Raw genomic sequence first — 17,420 nt, forward strand, 5'->3', positions numbered from 1 at the left:
ATGCCGATGACCGTTTGGCGGCCCGCTTGGCATCTCTCAGAGCATCTGTCTCAATAATAGTCCTGCTCTTCCCCGCGCGAGCAGCTTTCGTAAAGAAAAATGCGGGTGGGGGCACCAACGGTGTGGGGTGCAACAGGGCAGACCTACCCAACGCCGCGCGGGTTCCACGGCCCGCGCGGGGGTTTGCCCGGCTAGACGCGCGGGGACTTCTTGAGTTCGTCGCGAATCTCGCGCAGCAGCAGCACGTCTTCCGGGGTCGCGGGGGGTGCGGCTTCGGCCGGCTTGCGCAGATTGTTGATGAACTTGACCATCAGAAAGATGATGAACGCAAGGATGATGAAGTTGATCAGCACGGTGATGAACGAGCCGTAGCCGAACACCGCCACGCCCGCGGTCTGCAAATCCTTGTAGGAATCGGGATTGCCTTTGAAGGTTGGCGGTATCTGCCCGAGTTTTACGAACAGATTCGAAAAATCGAGACCGCCCGTCGCGAGCCCGACCACCGGCATGATCAAATCCTTGACGATGGAGTTCACGATCGTCGAAAAGGCGCCGCCGATGATGACACCGACCGCGAGGTCCATGACGTTGCCCTTGAGGGCGAAGTTCTTGAATTCCTCAATCATGCTCATGCGCGGCTTCCTCCAGTTTGAGTTAGACGGTTGTGCGGGCTAAAGCGGCAGCAAGGGATATGCCATTGAAGCGCCCGCGAAACGTGCAGCAAGGCGCGTTTCATCGGCGGGCGCCACGATAATGATAGTCAATTCGACCGCGTGACGCCCGCGCGCCGAAAAAACGGCATCACGCGGCGGGCACGCGTCCCACGGTGATCGCGGCACAGAAGGCGGCGTGGTCCGCGACCGTCTGCGCGCCGTAGCGCTCGGCCCACATCGCGAAGGCCGCGTCGAGCCGGTCCGAATTGCCGCAGTAGCCCGCGATGAGCGCGGCGTCGCCGGTGCGCGCGTGGGCGCGGGCGAGCAGCAGGCCGAGGCACCACGCGTAGAAATCGAAGGTGGCGCCATGCAGCCAGTCGACGGGAATCGAGCCGCGAATCTGTTTCATCTGGCGTACGTAGAAATCGCGTCCGGAGATGGTCGTCCAGCCGAGCAGCGCGTCCGATGAATTCTGCATCAGCCGTTGCCCATGCACGACGCGCCGTCCCTGATGCCGATACGGCTCCGGCAGCGCCGGCACGAAGGGCGCGGCGGCAGGCACGATGCCTTCCTTCACCTGCATGAAAAGCGGGTCGCCGAGCGCGCGGCCGAGCATCAGCACGAGATACGCGCGCGTGCCGACGCTCCCCACGCCGACCACGCGATGCGCGACATCCACGACGTCGTACCGCTCGAGCATCATGCGCCACTCGCCCGCGATGGTCTGCAGATACGCCTTCAGTCCATCGATCACATGATTTTTCTCGGCGCCGTCGAGCTTCGTGAGAATCGGCGGATCGACCTTGAAGCGATAGCTCTTGCCCGCCGGCTCCGCGACTTTCGCGAGCATGGTCGCGTGCGAACGTTTCATCGCACGCTCGACCGTTTTCTCGATGGTCGCTTTTTCGTCGGCGTCGAGCGGGGTCGGCGCGTCCATGTGCAGCGCGCTCGCGTAGGAGCGCATCTGCCACAGATCGTAGGGGCTCACTTGCCACAGCCTGGCCATCGTCGTGCGATACGCGGCGCACGCCGAGCGCACCGCGCGCTCGCGCCCGGCCGAGTCGACGCCGTTTTCGCGCGCCGCGACGTTGATGCTCGCGGTCAGGCGCTTGAGGTCCCATTCCCACGGGCCGACCAGCGTTTCGTCGAAATCGTTCAGGTCGAACACGACGTCCTGGCGCGGCGTGCGAAACAGGCCAAAGTTATTGATGTGCGCGTCGCCGTCGATGATCACGTTGTGCCCCATCGACGGCGACTTCGCCAGATCCCACGCCATCACGGTCGCGGAGCCGCGCAGGAACGCGAACGGCGACTCGGCCATGCGCTGCATGCGCAACGGGATCAGCCGCTCCTGCCGGCCCGCGTTGCCGGCGAGCACGCGTTCGACGGGATCGGGGCGATCGGGCGCGGGCGCCCACGCGCCGTGTGCGTCGAACGGAACGGCGTCGCGCAGCGCGCGGCCAGCGGCGCGGCTCTCTTCGGCCGTGCCGTTGATCTGTGTATTCGTCGAGGCGGAATCGGGGCGGGTGGACAAGGCGTGCTCTCCTTCGGCGATGGGGCGTCGGTCGCTCGCCAAGCATTTGACGCACCCGACAGGAACGTTTTACACGCAGCACGCGGCGGCGAGAAGCGACCGCGCGTCGGACGGCCCGAAGACAGGCCGCGCGCCGATACGGCAAACGGGCACACGAAATGCTTCTTACGATCCGCCTGAAGCCCCGCAATGCCACCGCACGATCCCGACGCCGCGCGCGTCAACCATTCGAATACATCATCTCATGGCGAACGAACTCCGCATTGCTGAAGGCTCACCGTTTCCGCTCGGCGCGACCTGGGACGGAAACGGCGTCAATTTCGCGCTCTTTTCCGCGAACGCCACCAAAGTCGAGTTGTGTCTGTTCGACGAGAAAGGCGAAAAGGAAACGCAGCGCATCGAGCTGCCCGAATTCACCGATGAAGTCTGGCACGTCTACGTGCACGGGCTCGCACCCGGCACGGTCTACGGCTATCGCGTGCACGGTCCTTACGAGCCCGAAGCCGGACATCGCTTCAATCCGAACAAGCTGCTGCTCGACCCGTATGCGAAGGCGCACGTCGGCACGCCGAACTGGGACCCGGCCTTGTTCGGCTACACGCTCGACGCCGAGGGCGAAGATCTCACCTTCGACGAACGCGACAGCGCGCCCTTCATGCAGAAGTGCCAGGTCGTCGATCAGACTTTCAGCTGGACCCACGCGACGCGCGTGCGCGTGCCATGGGAGCACACGATCTTCTACGAAACGCACGTGCGCGGCTATACGAAGCTGCATCCGGCGATCCCCGAGCACATGCGCGGCACGTTCGAAGGGCTCGGGCAGAAGGAAGTCGTCGAGTACATCAAGAGCCTCGGCGTGACGTCGGTCGAACTGCTGCCGATCCACACCTTCGTCAACGACAGCTATCTGCTCGACAAGGGGCTCACGAACTACTGGGGCTACAACACGATCGGCTTTTTCGCCGCCGATCCGCGCTACTTCGCGCGCGGGGCGGGCGCCATCGCCGAATTCAAGGAGATGGTCGACCGGCTGCACGAGGCCGGCCTCGAAGTGATTCTCGACGTCGTCTACAACCACACCGCCGAAGGCAACGAGCGCGGGCCGACGCTGTCGTTTCGCGGCATCGACAACGCGTCGTACTATCGGCTGATGCCGGAAGAATCGCGCTATTACATCAACGATACCGGCACCGGTAATACGCTCAATCTCTCGCATCCGCGCGTGCTGCAGATGGTCACCGACAGCCTGCGCTACTGGGTGACGGAGATGAACGTCGACGGCTTCCGCTTCGATCTCGCGACGATTCTCGGCCGCGAGCCTTACGGCTTCGACGAAGGCGGCGGTTTTCTCGACAGTTGCCGGCAGGACCCGATTCTCTCGAGCGTGAAGCTCATCGCCGAGCCGTGGGATTGCGGGCCGGGCGGCTATCAGGTCGGCGGATTTCCGCCGGGCTGGGCGGAATGGAACGATCGCTATCGCGATACCGTGCGGGAGTTCTGGAAGGGCGACGAAGGCGTCGCGCCGGAACTCGGCACGCGCATCACCGCATCGGGCGACAAATTCAACAAGCGCGGACGCAGACCGTGGGCGAGCGTGAACTTCATCACCGCGCACGACGGCTTCACGCTCAACGATCTCGTCTCGTACAACGAAAAGCACAACGAGGCGAACGGCGAGGACAACAACGACGGTCACTCGGACAACAAGTCGTGGAACTGCGGCGCCGAAGGCCCGACCGACGACCCCGAGATCCGCGCGCTGCGCGAGCGCCAGAAGCGCAACCTGCTCGCCACGCTGCTGTTCTCGCAAGGCACGCCGATGCTGCTCGCGGGCGACGAGTTCGGCCGCACGCAGAAGGGCAACAACAACGCCTACTGCCAGGACGACGACATCAGCTGGGTCAACTGGGACATCGACGACGATGGCCGCGCGCTCACCGAGTTCGTGCGCAAGCTGACGACGCTGCGGCACACGCTGCCGGTGCTGCGGCGCCAGCGCTTCCTCACGGGCGAGTACAACGAGGACCTGCAGGTCGCCGATGTCCGATGGCTCGGCACGACCGGCGACGAACTCACGCAGGAGCAATGGGACGATCCGAACATGCGCTGCTTCGGCCTCGTCTTCGATGGCCGCGCGCAAGCGACGGGCATCCGCAAGCCCGCCTCGGACGCGACGCTGTTACTGATCGTGAACGCCTATCACGACGTGGTGGATTTCACGCTGCCCGACATTCCGGGTCCGGACGAATGGATCTGCCTGATCGACACGAATGCGCCGATTCGCGAGGAGTTGCCCGAGTTCGGCTCCGACGATGTGTATCAGGTCACGGGCCGCTCGCTGCTGCTGTTCGCGTTGCAGCCGCGCGGCGCGACGAAGCGTATTTTCAAGCGGCTGGAAGAGGCGCTCACGGACGAAGTGCCGCCCGAAAGCGAAGAGAAGAAAGCGCAGGGATGATTTTCGCGTTGACGGGCCGCTTCGCACGACCGGGTATCATGCGACTTTTGCGATAGCGACAGGAGGCGGCGCGAGCCGCCTTCTTTTTTTCGATGATGGCTGTTTCACTCACGCATGAACGCGCGCCTGTCGAGGGCCGCGCCGCCCCGACGGCATGATCCTGCATGCCGTCCTGCACGTCGCGAGCTGGGATCAGCTCGAACGCATCTGGGAATTCGTCGTCGGCTTCTTCAAGTTTCTGTGGGGCCTGCTGCGCTTTCTCGGCGGAGGCTGAAGCGCTGATTTCTCACGCCGATACGAAAAAGCCCCGCGTCAGCGGGGCTTTCGATCGTGCGTGCGCGGCGAGATCAGGAATCGCGCCAGCCATCGTCGTTGCTGCCGAGGTCGAGGCCGCCGCCACCTCCGCCGCCATCGTTCCAGTCGTTCGAGCCATTGCCGAGATCCAGTCCGCCGCCATTGTTGCCGAAGTCGAGACCGCCATTGTCGTTCTGCGCCGGGCGGTCGACGGGCACATCGCGCTCGATCACGCGATCGCGTCCATGTGACAGCGCCTGACCGAGCAGCACGCCGGTCAGCAGCCCGCCCATGCCGCCACCGAATCCGCCGCCGCCTTGCTGGATGATGACGGGCGGTTGCTGGCCCTGTTGCGGCGGATAAGGCCCTTGCTGCGGATACTGCTGCGGGCCACGCCCGAAACGCTCGGCTTCCTGCGCATACGGCGAGGCGTTCGGCGCACCCGCTTGAGCGTTGCTGGCCGCGTTCGGATCGGGGCGGCCTTCGGCGCGCGCTTTCAGGCTCGCGACCTGATTCTCCAGATCCTCGATCGCATACGGCGGCACCGGATTCTTCGAATTCGACAGCGATTCGACCATTTCGCGCAACTGCGTTTCCGCGCCTTCCACGTCTTTCAGCAGCGCCTCGTGGCCCGGCGCGGTGGACAGGCGCACGTCGAGCTTGAGCGTGCGTACGTCGTTGAGCAGCTCGGTCGCGCGCTTGAGCTGCGAGCGGCGGTCGGTATCGGCCTGGCCGTCATCGCGTGCGCGGGCGCGGCGCAAACCCCAGCGCAGCACGAGCGCGATTGCCGCGATCAGCACCGCGAAGCCGATCCACGCGCCCGCACCGAGCCCGTGGCTCTGCGGCGCGGCGGCGGCCTGCTCCTGATTGAAGGGATTCTGCGCACTCGATGTGTTCGCGCCGTTGTTCGAGCGCGGCGCGAGGTTCGCGCGAGTTGCATCGCCCTGAATGCGCGCTTGCGTGGCCGCGAAGCGGGAAGGGTCAGTGAAGCTCAGCGAAGGATCGAGCGATTTCGCCTGCTGCAGATGCGAAAGGGCGTCGCTGTAGCGGCCCTCGCGGTCGAGCACCTGCGCGTAGAGATAATGCGCGTGCGCGTTTTTCGGATGCGCGTCGAGCACTTCGCTCAACTGCGAGTCGGCCTGTTTCCAGTTGCCCTGCGTCATCGACTGCTCGACCTGCTGCGCGGTAGGCACGGCGAACGCGAGCGGGGAAGCGAGCGACAGCGACAACGCCACAGCCGTCAAAAACTTTTTCATGATGCGGGCCGGACGCGATGAACGTCCGTCTCCTGTCGAAGCTGCAATCGGGTCGTGCAAAGGTGATGCTCAAGGTAACGCATATTCGTGCGACGCGCCGCGCGCCCGAGAGTTCGCCGCGCGCGCACGTATTTCAGATGCCGATCCTTACTGCGCCGGCGTATTCAACTGCTTCTTCAGCGCGGCGAGCCGATCCTCGACCGACGGTCCGCGATTGAGATCGGCGAGTTTGTCGTCGAGCGCCTTGCCGGACTTCTGGTCCGCCGAATTCAGACGCGCGTCGGAGCGGGCGTTGGCGAGCTGAACCTTGTCTTCGAGCTTTTGAAAGTCTTCCGACAGATTCTTTCCGCCGATACCGCCGAGCGCCGTCGCCGCGGTGTCCTTCGCCTGCGCGATCTGCTGCTTCGCCTGCAGGATGTTCGAGCGCGCGTTGAGATCGTTGCGGCGCTGGCGCATGTCGGCGATCTGCTTCTTCAGATGCTCGACCGAAGGCTCCAGCGTCTGGAGTTCCGCCGCGAGCGCGTCGCGTTCGGTTTCGGCGTTCGCCTGCGCCGCGAGCGCCTCGCGCGCGAGCGATTCATCGCCGGCCGTCAGCGCGCGCTTCGCGCCGTCTTCGTATTTCTTCGCCTTGTCGGCGGCGGCGTCGCGCTTGCTTTGCTGCGTGGCGACCTGCGCTTCGATCTCGATGAGCGAGTTCTCCGCCTTCGCGATGCTGTCGTCGAGCTCGCGCACGATCTGGCGCGCGTCGCGCGAAGGGTCTTGCATGGTGTCGGCGGCGTCGTTCAAGAGGCCTCTGACCGTGCGCGTGATGGAATCGAAAAGCGACATGTATTTCTCCTGGATGAAGACGGCGGCGTGTGCGCTCACCTGCTGGCCACGCGGCTCGAATGTGAGGCGCAATGCACGGGATTGCAAGCGCAATGAGCCTTGCATCCACGCCGGGTTTACCCGTTCATTAGATCATGCCGTGACTTAATCGGGACTTAACGGAACGTTAAGGAGTGTAACGACGCGCGCGGCCGGAGAAGCGAAGCAGGGCGCGCCGGAATCGTCAGCGTTCGGAACGCGTGTCGTCCGTGAGCGAGGCGTCGTCGCCCTGATCCGTGTCGTGCTCGATTTCGTCTTCGGGTTCGGCGGGCGCGGCGTGCGTGTGCGGCACGCTGCGCGCCTGCGCGGCGCGTTTGGTCGCGCTTGCCGCCGCCTCGCGGGCCTCTCTCGCCGCTGCTTTCGCGGCGACGCTTTTCAGCGCGGCGTTGAGCGCATCGGGCGCCTTGGGCGCGCGCAAGCGGTCGACGATGCCCGCGACCTTGATCTGCTCGCTCGTCGCGTTGAAGTTCAGCACCGCGCGCCGCATGAGCTCGCTGACGCTGATGCCGAGCGTGTCCGCTGTCTTGCTGATGGCCAGCTTCTGCGCGGGAGTCACGAAAACAACGATGCGTTCGCTGGGTTTGGTCGTCATGAGCGGCTCGCAAACAGTAAGGCGATCGTAACGTGACGATCGCAACTTCGGTTCATCAAACGGCACGACAGCGCGATGGAAGGTGCCCGCGCCATGTCCGGGGAACCTGCCATGCGTTTATCCATCATATCGGTTTGCGCGCGGCCGTGCGTGTGGCTCACCCCGCATCGCACGTGATGAGCATTGCGCAAAACAGGCGCGCGATCAACGACTTGGCTATTTTCTCATACGGTTGTCCACAAGGCTCTCAACACTTTCTGTGGGTAACCCCACTTTTGGCGCTCATTCACCCGGTGGGCGGCATTTACTTACAAAAAAATCCCGCTTGTTTTGTGGGGGCGCGCGCGAATTCTTTAAAATGCGCTGTTACCCTCGGTCGACGCCGGGCCCGCATATTCGCCTCTCGCCTTTGCAGTAGCGCCGATGCCGGCGCATCGCAGCGCAGCAGCGCGCGCGCTTCACGGCGCGCCGAACGAACCCAGTCATGCCTATCATCAAACGACCCGACTCATCGAATGCCTCGCGATACGATCGCGAACCCCGCTGGAACGACTCACGCAAGGATTCGGGCGGCCGCGACGGCGGTGGACGCGACGGCGGCGGCGGGCGCAACGGCCGCGATGGCCGCAACGATCGCAATGAACGCGGCGGCTCAGGCCGTTCTCCTTTCGCGCGCATCGCCCTCTGGTTCGCGGGACTCGCGGCCATCGGCGTGGTGGTGGGCGCGCTGATCGTCGGTTATGCGCTCGTCGTCATGGGGCCGAATCTGCCATCGCTCAATGCGCTGATCGATTACCGGCCGAAGGTGCCGCTGCGGGTCTATACGGCCGACCACGTGCTGATCGGCGAATTCGGCGAGGAACGCCGCAGCCTCGTGCGCTTCCAGGACATCCCCGATCAGATGAAGAAGGCCGTTCTCGCGATCGAGGACTACCGCTTCTACGATCACGGCGGCGTCGACTTCCTCGGCATCCTGCGCGCGGGTGTCACCGACCTGATGCATGGCGGCGCGTCGCAGGGCGCGAGCACGATCACGATGCAGGTCGCGCGCAACTTCTTCCTGTCGAGCGAGAAGACCTACACGCGCAAGATCTACGAGATGCTGCTCGCGTACAAGATCGAGCGCGCGCTGACGAAGGACCAGATTCTCGAGCTGTACATGAACCAGATCTATCTCGGCGAGCGCGCGTACGGTTTTTCCGCCGCGGCGCGCGTGTATTTCGGCAAGGATCTGAAGGACATCTCGCTTGCCGAAGCGGCGATGCTCGCGGGCCTGCCGAAGGCGCCGTCCGCGTATAACCCGGTCGTCAATCCGAAGCGCGCGAAGGTGCGTCAGCAGTACATCCTGAAGCGCATGCTGGACCTGAACTTCATCACGCGCCAACAGTACGACCAGGCCGCGGCCGAGGAAATCCACACGAAATCCGCCGGCACGGAGTACGGCGTGCATGCCGAGTACGTCGCGGAAATGGTGCGGCAGATGATGTATGCGCAGTACAAGGAAGAGACCTACACGCGCGGCCTCACGGTCACGACGACGATCGATTCCGCCGATCAGGACGCCGCGTACAAGGCCGTGCGCAAGGGCGTGATGGACTACGAGCGCCGCCACGGTTATCGCGGGCCGGAGGGCAACATCAATCTGCCGTCGAACGCGGATGATCGCGCCGAGGCGATCGAAGACGCGCTCGTCGATCATCCGGACAACGGCGAGCTCGTTGCGGCGGTCGTGACGGCGGCGAGCCCGAAGCAGGTGACGGCGCAGTTCGTCGGCGGCGATACCGCGACGATCGCGGGCGATGGTCTGCGCTTCGCGGCAGCCGGTCTGCGCAGCAACGCGACCAAGGCGCTCGCCGTCAAGCCGGGCGCGATCGTGCGCCTGACGAAGGACGACAAGGGCAACTGGCAGATCACGCAGTTGCCGCAGGTCGAAGGCGCGCTCGTCTCGATGACGCCGCAGGACGGCTCGATCCGCGCGCTCGTCGGCGGTTTCGACTTCAACAAGAACAAGTTCAATCACGTCACGCAGGCATGGCGTCAGCCGGGATCGAGCTTCAAGCCGTTCATTTATTCGGCGGCGCTCGACAAGGGGCTCGGACCGGCGACCATCATCAACGATGCGCCGCTGTATTTCCCGGCGGCGGGCGGCGGCGACGCCTGGGAGCCGAAGGACGACGACCAGCCCGACGGCCCGATGTCGATGCGCACCGGCCTGCAGAAGTCGAAGAACCTCGTGTCGATCCGCATTCTGTCGTATATCGGCACGGGCTACGCGCAGGACTTCGTCACGCAAAAGTTCGGCTTCGACAAGGACAAGACGCCGCCTTATCTGCCGCTCGCGCTCGGCGCGGGGCTCGTCACGCCGTTGCAGTTGAGCGGCGCGTATTCCGTGTTCGCGAACGGCGGCTATCGCATCAATCCGTATCTGATCGCCGATGTCGCCGATGCGCGCGGCACCGTGATCTCGCGCGCCAATCCGCTTACGGCCGGCAGCAACGCGCCGCAGACGCTCGAACCGCGCAACGCGTACATCATGAACAGCCTGCTGCACACGGTCGCGACGCAGGGCACGGGTTCGGGCACCAACGTGCTGAAGCGCAGCGACCTGCAAGGGAAGACCGGCACGACCAACGATGCCAAGGACGGCTGGTTCGCGGGCTATCAGAAGCAACTGGTCGCGGTCGCGTGGATGGGCTATGACCAGCCGAAGACGCTCGGCAGCCGCGAGTTCGGCGCGCAGCTCGCGTTGCCGATCTGGATCGAGTACATGGGACGCGCGCTGCGTGGCATTCCGCAGGAGCAGATGGCGAAGCCGGACGGCATCACCACGGTCGATGGCGAATTGTTCTATGCGGACCGCACGCCGGGCGCGGGCTTCGTCGCCAGCATCGGGCTGGACAACACCAATCCGATGGCGGGCGACGCCACCACGATGGGCGGTGTCGGTCCGGCTGGCATGCAGGCGCCGCCGGCGCCGCCGGTCACGACCGACGAACGCAAGCAGATCATGGACATGTTCAGCAGGCCCTGATGTAATCCTGTGTGGTCGATAAAAAAGCGCGCCGGACTCGAAACCCGGCGCGCTTTGTTTTTGCGGACAGCGTGATCAGTGCCCGACCGTCGCCGCCGATTTCACTTCGCAGTTCACGTTGAGCGTGGACTTGTCGGCGAACGAAAGGGTGAGGGGAATCGTCGAGCCGATCTTGAGCGGCTTGGCCGGCTGTTCGAGCATCAGGTGATAGCCCTTCGGCGCGAAGCTCAAGGTGCCGTGCGCGGGGACATCGACGGACTCCACATGCGACATCGTCGCTGTGCCGTTCTTGCTTTCCGACTTGTGCATCATCGCCATGCCGAACGCGGGCATGTCGGCGGCTGTGATCGTTGCGGGCTTGTCGCCGTTGTTCGCGACGGTGAAGTAGCCCGACGAAGGCAGGTTCGGCGGCATCGCGCGGACCCAGCAATCGCGCGCTTCGAGCGTGGCGGCCTGGGCGATGGAAGCGCAGGCGAGCGCGCCCACGAGTACAGCGATCTTTTTCATTGTGTTCTCACTTGACGGTGAAGTTGTAATGGCCTTGCGTGCGATGCCCGTCCGCCGCGACCGCGGTCCACTGCACCTTGTAGACGCCCGGCGCGAGATCGGGAAGCGCGACGCTCATGTGCTTCTTGTCGTTGGCGTCGACGGCGGACTTCGCGGTGTTGACCTGCGTGCCCTTGGCATCGGTGACGATGAGCTTGCTGAAGGTGGGCTCCAGCGCTTCACCGAAGTCGATCGCGACTTCATGCGGCGCGCTGACGGTCGCGCCGGGGCCGGGTTGTTGCAGTTTCGGCAAAGCGTGCGCGAATGCGAGTTGCGCGGAGCCGATGAATGCGAGCGCGAGCACGCCGCGCATGAGCGAAGATGAAAGCATGATATGTCCTTGCGTGCCCACAGCGGATGCTGGTCGGGCAATAGATGCAATAGCGATGTGAAGACCTGTGCGTAAGAACGCGATTCAGGCGAAGGCGGGCGGGGCGCGCGGCTGTGCGGCGCCGGGCGGGGCGCGGCGAGGCGCATCGATGGGCGGCGCTGCGGCAAACACGTCGCGCGGCGGAAGCGCGAAGGAGTCTCGATGAAGCGATGTCGGCGGCGTGGGCGCGTGCGCGATGAGATCGCAATAAGCACACGCCTGCAGATGATCGGCGATGCCGTGCTGCGCGTGATGCGCGTTCTGCGGACCCTGGCCATCGGATGCGCAGACGGCAGCGAGCAGCGACTCGATGCGCGCATGTTCGAGCGTTTGCGATGCGACGGGCGCGAGCGAGAGCAGCAGGATCGCGCATATCGCCGCGAAGCCGCCGATCTTCCCGATGATGCTCCGACGCAAGTCATGCATGCCGCGCTCGATCCGATACGTTGTCGATATGAATACGATGATGAGCAGACGATTATGCCATGTGTGTTTCCATGCTCTGCGCATGCGGACGAGGCGCTTCGACGCAGCGTGCCTTGTTCGATTCATCTCGTTTCATCGATTGAAGCACACAAGGCATTGCGCCAAAGTAAGCGATGACATATAATCTTTTCTTCGACGGACGCGGGGTGGAGCAGTCTGGCAGCTCGTCGGGCTCATAACCCGAAGGTCGTAGGTTCAAATCCTACCCCCGCAACCAACCCGTCCAGAATCACGCACAAAAGCCCGGTCAAGCCGGGCTTTTTGCATTTCCGCGCACGCATCGTCGATAGCTTCGATGCACCGTCTCACGAAGTCGCCGAAGTCGCATTTACACCGGTTCATGACCGACTCGTACATCGCAGCATCGCAGGCGCATGTCAAAATCGCAAGTCCGCACACGCCACACAGGAGTCGCTCGCTCATGGACATTCCACACGTTCTCCAGGCCATCGCGCATCAGGAACACACCCTCGTGTTCCCGCAGTTTCATACCGAACACGCGTGGCAGATCGGCACGCAGTTGCGCGAGATGGCGCTCGCGCGCGATGCGGCCGTCGTCATCGATGTACGCACCTTCGGACGCAAGCTCTTCTACGCCGCGCTCGAAGGCACCACGCCCGACAACGCGCGCTGGGTCGAGCGCAAGTCGCGCACTGTCGAGCATTTCCATCGCAGCTCGTACGCGCTCGGCCTCTCGCTGCAGCAGGCGGGCACGACGCTCGCCGAGAAGTACGGTCTGAATCTCGCCGAGTTCGCCACGCACGGTGGCGCGTTTCCCTTGCGTGTGTCGGGCGCAGGCGTGATCGGCTCGGTCGCGGTGTCGGGGCTTCCGCAACGCGACGATCATCAGATGGTCGTCGAAGCGCTATGCGCCGTGCTCGGCCAGGACTTCGGCAAATTTTCGCTCGGACGCGACTGACGCGATGCGCTCAACCGCTTACGTGCTGCTCGCCGTCGCGATCGTCGCGGAAGTCATCGCGACCTCCGCCCTGCGCGCCTCCGATGGCTTCACGCGCGCGCTGCCCGCGGCCATCGTCGTGGTCGGATACGGGCTGTCGTTCTATCTGCTGTCGCTGACGCTGCGCACCTTGCCCGTCGGTATCGTGTATGCGGTGTGGTCGGGCGCGGGCATCGTGCTCATCACGCTGGTCGCCGCGCTGCTCTTCAAGCAGACGCCCGATTTGCCCGCCATGTTCGGGATGGGCCTCATCGTCGCGGGCGTCGTGGTGCTCAATGCGTTCTCGAAGATGAGCGCGCACTGACGCACGCGCGGTCAGCTTATTTGCAGCGCACGATCATCGAGCGGTTCTTGACGTTCGCCGAAACCACATTGCTGATGCCGCCGCCGGTCGGTCCGCCTTCCTCGTTGTCCTTCGAAACGATGTCGTAACCCGTCGCGCCGCATTTCTGGCCGGCGAGCACGTAGCAACTCGCCCAGCTCGATCCGGCATCCGCGCCGCTGCAATTGACGGCGTAGCCGGTCTGTCCGTCGGGCAGGTTGATGAGCGACGCTTCATTCGACGATGCGCAAGCGCCGAGGCTCGCGAGTGCGACGGTTGCCGCGCCGAGCGTGGCCGCGCGCAGCCATGAAAAGCGCGAAACGGCGCCGTCATGCGCGGCGCGTGCGGAAATACGGCGCAAGCGCCGACCGGGTTCCTTCATCTTTACCTCGTGTGAGTGAATTGCGATTCGCGCCCCTCGGCCCACGCGCAAAGGCGAGGGCGCGTTTATCGGACCAGGGCGTTTTTTTGAGATGTGCATTGTCCCATACGCGGCTTACGCGACACGTAAGCGGTTGTTAGCGGCCTGACACGGCGACGTGCGCGCGGGCGCGATGCTTGCGAACGAAAAAAACAGCGGGCAGCGCCGTCCGCGTTCGATGAACTATTTTCCGGCTCGCGCGCCTTACCCATTCGGAATGTCGGTTGGAATTGCCTGTTGTGAGCATCGAAGCGGGACGGCATGCAGCACGAACAAAAAGGGAGGAAATGACATGGCGGAAAGAGTCACGGGGCCATATCGAGGGTATTACATCAGCGCGTCGGCACGGCTGGTGCAGACGCACGGCGAGACCGATGACAACGCGCCGATCTACGTCGGCTCGGTGAGTCTCGCGCGCGGCGGCCCGGACGACGTGCATCGCTTCGAGGCGCTCGTCGATCTCGGACCCGAGCGCCGCTTTGTGACCGAAGGCGAAGCGCTCGCGCATGTGGAGCAAGCCGCGCGCGAGTATATCGACCGCTTGCTGCACTCGACGTAATGCGTCCCGTCCATCTTCGGCACACCGTGCTGTACGACGTCGCGAATTGCCTGATCGACCTTTTTCCGAGCGGCGCGGATGTCGCGGAAATCGGTCTGGAGGCGTCACCTGCGCTGTTCGTCAGCTGGCGCACGGGCGGCGTGGCGAATCATCCCGGCAACATCGCGTGGGGTGTGCACTATCGCTTCGACGCGCTGGTGCTGCGCGATTATCCGCATCTGTCCGAGCAAGCTCGCCAGCGCGTATGCGAACGCGTGCGCGAGATGAGCCGGCTGCTCGACTTCAACTACGCCGATCCGCGGGCGAGTTCGCTGCTCGTCGTGGATGTCGATCAAACCGTGCTCGCCGCCTGAACGCGGCGCTGGACCACGCGGCGCGAGCGCGAGTACCATAATCGCCGAATCGATTCGTGCGATCGTTTGCATGGCAGCAAGCGGCTCGCATCGAATGGAGCGATGGAGCGCTTGAACGTCTTCGCGTCGGTCCCGGCTGGATGCTTCGTACATCGGCCGCCACGCCCCAGCAACGAGACAATCATGAATATTCGATTCCTCCCGGACGCGCCCGATTACCGCGATGCCAACCTGACCGTCGAGTTTGCCGCGATCGTCGATGGCCGGCGCGTACCGTGCGCCATATCGGTCGAAGCGCTGGAAGATCACTTCGGCGCGCAAAGCTATGACAGCGCCGGCTGGATCGGCGCGTTCGATGCGGGCCGCCCGCGCATCGAGGAAGTCGCGCGCGAGCATCTGCGCGTGACCAACGGCATGCCGGTGCTTCTGAAAAGCGGACACTTTCCGCCGGGGCGCGTCACCGCCTGACACAGCCTTCGCTCTTACACGGCGCGATGTAAGACCTGCATCGCGCCATCGCTTTTATCGGCGCGAGATGCGTTGCGCCTCCTTCCGCGTGACCCTGCAACGGAGTACCATCGCTTTATGCCGCACGCGATGCGATTCGCTCGGCACACTACTTGCTCAACGGCTTGCGCTGGCTGAGCAACCAAATATAAAAATCGCGCGGGGTCGTCATGCTTCATTCCTTTCTTCACTCACTTGTCGAGTCCAATGCGCTATGGCTCATCTGGGCAGCCGTTGGTGTGCTGATTCTTGCGTTGTGCATCGTGTTCGCTTCGGTCGTGCTGCGAGACTCGGACGAGCCGCTGTATCGCGCGGCATCGCGTCGGGACGACGACGGCAAGATGATCGTCTGAGCGGGCGCGCCCGCGCCGCGAATTGACTTCGAAAGAGGCGGTGCCGACAATGCCTCGGACGGGGCCGCAAGCGCGGCGCACCGAGCAAAGACGCGAGCAGCGTCAGGCGCTGCGCGAGCGCATACTCGAGGTATCGCGTGAAATCGTGAAGCGCGAAGGGTTCGCATCGCTCTCGATGAGAAAGCTCGCCGAGGCGATCGACTATTCTCCCGCCGCGCTCTATCTTCATTTCAGGAGCCGTGGCGAGATCGCCCGGGCGTTGCGCACGGAAGGGCACGCGCGTTTGCGCGAAGCGTTCCTCGCGCACACGACTATCGTCGACCCGGCCGCGCGACTGAACGCAATGGCGCGCGCGTATGTCGAATTCGGGCTGGCCGAGCCCGAGACGTATCGGCTGATGTTCATGATGTTCATGGAGCCCGCAGGTTTCGCCGACGCAGGCACCGATGCCACGGCGAGCGGCCAGGCGGCGGAGTCCGGTGCGGCGGCGCTTTCGCTGATCGCGGATGCGTACGTCGAGTTGCGCGCGGCCGACCGGCTGCCGCCTCGCGCCGCGCCGCTCGCGTGTGCGGAAGGGCTGTGGGCAAATCTGCATGGCATCGTCGCGCTGAAACTGAACGGCGCGTCCTTGCCCGAGACGCCGGTCGCGACGCTCGTCGAGTTGTCGCTCGATGCGTGGTTTGCGCCGGTCAACGGAACCGAATCCCGATTCACTTGTGCGAATCGACCCGACACTTCAACACGATGACCACCGAAGACATCCGTATCGACACCGCCAACGGCATCGGCTTCATTGCGCTCGATCGTCCGAAGGCACTCAACGCGTTGACCGCGCCGATGCTGCGCGCGATCAGCGAGGCATTGCGCGCGTGGCGCCACGATCAGGCGATCCGCGCGGTCGTCGTCTATAGCCCGCACGTGCGGGCGTTCTGCGCGGGCGGGGACATCCGCTTCCTGTACGAGTCCGCGAAAGCTGGCGAACGCGAGTCAATCGACGCGTTTTTCACCGATGAATACAAGCTCAACCACGCGATCTTCACGTTCCCGAAGCCCTACGTCGCGGTCGTGAACGGCGTCGTGATGGGCGGCGGCATGGGCATTTCGCAGGGTGCGCATCATACGGGCGGGCTGCGCATCGTCACGCAGACGACCAGGATGGCGATGCCCGAGACGCGCATCGGACTATTTCCCGATGTCGGCGTGAGCTGGTTTCTTGCGCGCACGCCGGGCGCGATCGGCCGCTATCTGGCGGCGACCGGCGCGAGTCTCGCCGCCGCCGACGCGCTCTATGCGCGCATGGCCGACGCCTATCTCGACGATGGCGCGCTGCCGGGGCTTGTCGAGTCGCTGAGGCACCAGCGCTTTCTGGATGGCGTGGAAATCATCCGTTTCGTGCAGAACGAAACCACGAAGTACAAGGTCGCGCCGATTCCCGAGAGGAGCGAACTCGCCGATGCGCGCACGATGATCGACAAGCACTTCGCGGCGGGCAACGGCGCGTCGATTCTGGCATCGCTGGAGCGCGAGGCGGACATCGGCAACGATTGGGCGAAGCGCACGGCCGCCGAACTGCGTGAACGCTCGCCGCTTTCCGTCGATGTGGCGCTGCAGCAGGTCGATCGCGCGAAGTTCTCGACGATGGCCGAGACGCTGCGCCGCGATCTCGACCTCACGCGCACGATGTTCGCGCGCGGCGACGTGCTGGAAGGCATCCGCGCGCGCATCGTCGACAAGGACAACGAGCCGCAATGGAAGATCGCGCGCGTCGAAGACGTGAACGCTGCCGATGTGGATCGCATGTTCGAGAGCGCGTGGACGCCCGCGTCGCATCCGCTACGGCTGTTGAAGGACTGAAGCTGTGAG

At 64.2% G+C, this 17,420-nt stretch carries 19 protein-coding genes and 1 tRNA gene; 11 read left to right on the plus strand and 9 right to left on the minus strand.

Annotated elements, in window-relative coordinates; translation table 11 throughout:
- Positions 1-191: 191 nt before the first annotated feature.
- Together mscL and NK8_RS06090 are read right to left on the minus strand one after the other, a co-directional pair.
- On the minus strand, positions 192-632 hold the full coding sequence (mscL, locus tag NK8_RS06085; protein ID WP_162065505.1) for a large conductance mechanosensitive channel protein MscL: 441 nt from the start codon (positions 630-632) through the stop codon (positions 192-194).
- 169 nt (positions 633-801) lie between these two features.
- Entirely contained in the window at positions 802-2,187 is a 1,386-nt protein-coding gene (locus NK8_RS06090) for a DUF2252 domain-containing protein (protein WP_213228068.1), read from the minus strand.
- A gap of 244 nt (positions 2,188-2,431) precedes the next feature.
- Between NK8_RS06090 and glgX the strand changes: the two genes are divergently transcribed.
- Entirely contained in the window at positions 2,432-4,642 is a 2,211-nt protein-coding gene (gene glgX, locus NK8_RS06095; RefSeq protein WP_213228071.1) for a glycogen debranching protein GlgX, read from the plus strand.
- Between the two features lie 347 nt (positions 4,643-4,989).
- Here the strand turns inward: glgX and NK8_RS06100 are convergent, their stop codons facing one another.
- The 3 genes from NK8_RS06100 to NK8_RS06110 all read right to left on the minus strand — a co-directional run bounded on the left by NK8_RS06100 (position 4,990) and on the right by NK8_RS06110 (position 7,651).
- Positions 4,990-6,192, minus strand: a complete 1,203-nt coding sequence (locus NK8_RS06100) for a tetratricopeptide repeat protein (protein ID WP_213228073.1) — start codon at positions 6,190-6,192, stop codon at positions 4,990-4,992.
- Between the two features lie 147 nt (positions 6,193-6,339).
- Positions 6,340-7,020, minus strand: a complete 681-nt coding sequence (locus NK8_RS06105; protein ID WP_213228074.1) for a PspA/IM30 family protein — start codon at positions 7,018-7,020, stop codon at positions 6,340-6,342.
- 223 nt (positions 7,021-7,243) lie between these two features.
- Positions 7,244-7,651 (minus strand): hypothetical protein, encoded by a 408-nt coding sequence (locus tag NK8_RS06110; protein WP_162065510.1) that lies wholly within the window; start codon positions 7,649-7,651, stop codon positions 7,244-7,246.
- Between the two features lie 484 nt (positions 7,652-8,135).
- Here NK8_RS06110 and NK8_RS06115 point away from each other — a divergent pair, with 484 nt between their 5' ends.
- Positions 8,136-10,682 (plus strand): penicillin-binding protein 1A, encoded by a 2,547-nt coding sequence (locus NK8_RS06115; RefSeq protein WP_213228076.1) that lies wholly within the window; start codon positions 8,136-8,138, stop codon positions 10,680-10,682.
- A gap of 75 nt (positions 10,683-10,757) precedes the next feature.
- On the opposite strand, the gene NK8_RS06120 is transcribed toward NK8_RS06115, so the two are convergent.
- The 3 genes from NK8_RS06120 to NK8_RS06130 all read right to left on the minus strand — a co-directional run bounded on the left by NK8_RS06120 (position 10,758) and on the right by NK8_RS06130 (position 12,024).
- Complete coding sequence (locus NK8_RS06120) at positions 10,758-11,189, minus strand: copper chaperone PCu(A)C (RefSeq protein WP_213228078.1); 432 nt, start codon at positions 11,187-11,189, stop codon at positions 10,758-10,760.
- A 7-nt stretch (positions 11,190-11,196) separates the two neighbouring features.
- Complete coding sequence (locus tag NK8_RS06125; protein WP_213228080.1) at positions 11,197-11,559, minus strand: copper resistance protein CopC; 363 nt, start codon at positions 11,557-11,559, stop codon at positions 11,197-11,199.
- 84 nt (positions 11,560-11,643) lie between these two features.
- The gene (locus tag NK8_RS06130; protein WP_213228082.1) at positions 11,644-12,024 is read right to left on the minus strand and encodes a DUF2946 domain-containing protein; all 381 of its coding nucleotides are present in this window, start codon (positions 12,022-12,024) and stop codon (positions 11,644-11,646) included.
- Between the two features lie 200 nt (positions 12,025-12,224).
- On the opposite strand from NK8_RS06130, the gene NK8_RS06135 reads away from it, so the two are divergent.
- The 3 genes from NK8_RS06135 (at position 12,225) to NK8_RS06145 (ending at position 13,346) form a co-directional block, all read left to right on the plus strand.
- Positions 12,225-12,301: transfer RNA gene (locus NK8_RS06135), tRNA-Met, on the plus strand.
- A 204-nt stretch (positions 12,302-12,505) separates the two neighbouring features.
- Positions 12,506-13,003 (plus strand): heme-degrading domain-containing protein, encoded by a 498-nt coding sequence (locus NK8_RS06140; protein WP_213228084.1) that lies wholly within the window; start codon positions 12,506-12,508, stop codon positions 13,001-13,003.
- A 4-nt stretch (positions 13,004-13,007) separates the two neighbouring features.
- Entirely contained in the window at positions 13,008-13,346 is a 339-nt protein-coding gene (locus NK8_RS06145; protein ID WP_162065516.1) for a multidrug efflux SMR transporter, read from the plus strand.
- 16 nt (positions 13,347-13,362) lie between these two features.
- Here the strand turns inward: NK8_RS06145 and NK8_RS06150 are convergent, their stop codons facing one another.
- A complete protein-coding gene (locus tag NK8_RS06150) occupies positions 13,363-13,746 on the minus strand; it encodes a hypothetical protein (RefSeq protein WP_162065517.1) in 384 nt (127 codons plus the stop codon).
- 331 nt (positions 13,747-14,077) lie between these two features.
- Here NK8_RS06150 and NK8_RS06155 point away from each other — a divergent pair, with 331 nt between their 5' ends.
- The 6 genes from NK8_RS06155 to NK8_RS06180 all read left to right on the plus strand — a co-directional run bounded on the left by NK8_RS06155 (position 14,078) and on the right by NK8_RS06180 (position 17,411).
- Positions 14,078-14,344, plus strand: coding sequence for a hypothetical protein (locus tag NK8_RS06155; protein WP_162065518.1), 267 nt, complete (start codon positions 14,078-14,080; stop codon positions 14,342-14,344).
- Complete coding sequence (locus tag NK8_RS06160; protein WP_213228086.1) at positions 14,344-14,697, plus strand: hypothetical protein; 354 nt, start codon at positions 14,344-14,346, stop codon at positions 14,695-14,697. The genes NK8_RS06155 and NK8_RS06160 overlap by 1 nt, the downstream gene beginning before the upstream one ends.
- 183 nt (positions 14,698-14,880) lie before the next feature.
- Positions 14,881-15,165: a DUF1488 domain-containing protein gene (locus NK8_RS06165; RefSeq protein WP_213228088.1), complete on the plus strand. Its 285-nt coding sequence runs from the start codon at positions 14,881-14,883 to the stop codon at positions 15,163-15,165.
- Positions 15,166-15,374: 209 nt separating this feature from the next.
- Positions 15,375-15,557, plus strand: coding sequence for a hypothetical protein (locus NK8_RS06170; protein ID WP_162065521.1), 183 nt, complete (start codon positions 15,375-15,377; stop codon positions 15,555-15,557).
- 49 nt (positions 15,558-15,606) lie between these two features.
- A complete protein-coding gene (locus NK8_RS06175; protein ID WP_213228517.1) occupies positions 15,607-16,305 on the plus strand; it encodes a TetR/AcrR family transcriptional regulator in 699 nt (232 codons plus the stop codon).
- Positions 16,302-17,411: an enoyl-CoA hydratase/isomerase family protein gene (locus NK8_RS06180; RefSeq protein ID WP_213228090.1), complete on the plus strand. Its 1,110-nt coding sequence runs from the start codon at positions 16,302-16,304 to the stop codon at positions 17,409-17,411. The genes NK8_RS06175 and NK8_RS06180 overlap by 4 nt, the downstream gene beginning before the upstream one ends.
- Positions 17,412-17,420 lie beyond the last annotated feature (9 nt).

This window comes from Caballeronia sp. NK8 (assembly GCF_018408855.1).
Taxonomy (GTDB): Bacteria; Pseudomonadota; Gammaproteobacteria; order Burkholderiales; family Burkholderiaceae; genus Caballeronia.

Bases quoted from the DNA above. Each gene is read 5' to 3' on its own strand.
- NK8_RS06165 (WP_213228088.1), top strand. From the start codon at position 14,881: ATGAATATTCGATTCCTCCCGGACGCGCCCGATTACCGCGATGCCAAC.
- NK8_RS06120 (WP_213228078.1), bottom strand. From the start codon at position 11,189: ATGAAAAAGATCGCTGTACTCGTGGGCGCGCTCGCCTGCGCTTCCATC.
- NK8_RS06150 (WP_162065517.1), bottom strand. From the start codon at position 13,746: ATGAAGGAACCCGGTCGGCGCTTGCGCCGTATTTCCGCACGCGCCGCG.
- glgX (WP_213228071.1), top strand. From the start codon at position 2,432: ATGGCGAACGAACTCCGCATTGCTGAAGGCTCACCGTTTCCGCTCGGC.
- NK8_RS06170 (WP_162065521.1), top strand. From the start codon at position 15,375: ATGCTTCATTCCTTTCTTCACTCACTTGTCGAGTCCAATGCGCTATGG.
- NK8_RS06160 (WP_213228086.1), top strand. From the start codon at position 14,344: ATGCGTCCCGTCCATCTTCGGCACACCGTGCTGTACGACGTCGCGAAT.
- NK8_RS06175 (WP_213228517.1), top strand. From the start codon at position 15,607: ATGCCTCGGACGGGGCCGCAAGCGCGGCGCACCGAGCAAAGACGCGAG.
- mscL (WP_162065505.1), bottom strand. From the start codon at position 632: ATGAGCATGATTGAGGAATTCAAGAACTTCGCCCTCAAGGGCAACGTC.
- NK8_RS06110 (WP_162065510.1), bottom strand. From the start codon at position 7,651: ATGACGACCAAACCCAGCGAACGCATCGTTGTTTTCGTGACTCCCGCG.
- NK8_RS06155 (WP_162065518.1), top strand. From the start codon at position 14,078: ATGGCGGAAAGAGTCACGGGGCCATATCGAGGGTATTACATCAGCGCG.
- NK8_RS06100 (WP_213228073.1), bottom strand. From the start codon at position 6,192: ATGAAAAAGTTTTTGACGGCTGTGGCGTTGTCGCTGTCGCTCGCTTCC.
- NK8_RS06130 (WP_213228082.1), bottom strand. From the start codon at position 12,024: ATGCATGACTTGCGTCGGAGCATCATCGGGAAGATCGGCGGCTTCGCG.
- NK8_RS06115 (WP_213228076.1), top strand. From the start codon at position 8,136: ATGCCTATCATCAAACGACCCGACTCATCGAATGCCTCGCGATACGAT.
- NK8_RS06105 (WP_213228074.1), bottom strand. From the start codon at position 7,020: ATGTCGCTTTTCGATTCCATCACGCGCACGGTCAGAGGCCTCTTGAAC.
- NK8_RS06145 (WP_162065516.1), top strand. From the start codon at position 13,008: ATGCGCTCAACCGCTTACGTGCTGCTCGCCGTCGCGATCGTCGCGGAA.
- NK8_RS06125 (WP_213228080.1), bottom strand. From the start codon at position 11,559: ATGCTTTCATCTTCGCTCATGCGCGGCGTGCTCGCGCTCGCATTCATC.
- NK8_RS06140 (WP_213228084.1), top strand. From the start codon at position 12,506: ATGGACATTCCACACGTTCTCCAGGCCATCGCGCATCAGGAACACACC.
- NK8_RS06180 (WP_213228090.1), top strand. From the start codon at position 16,302: ATGACCACCGAAGACATCCGTATCGACACCGCCAACGGCATCGGCTTC.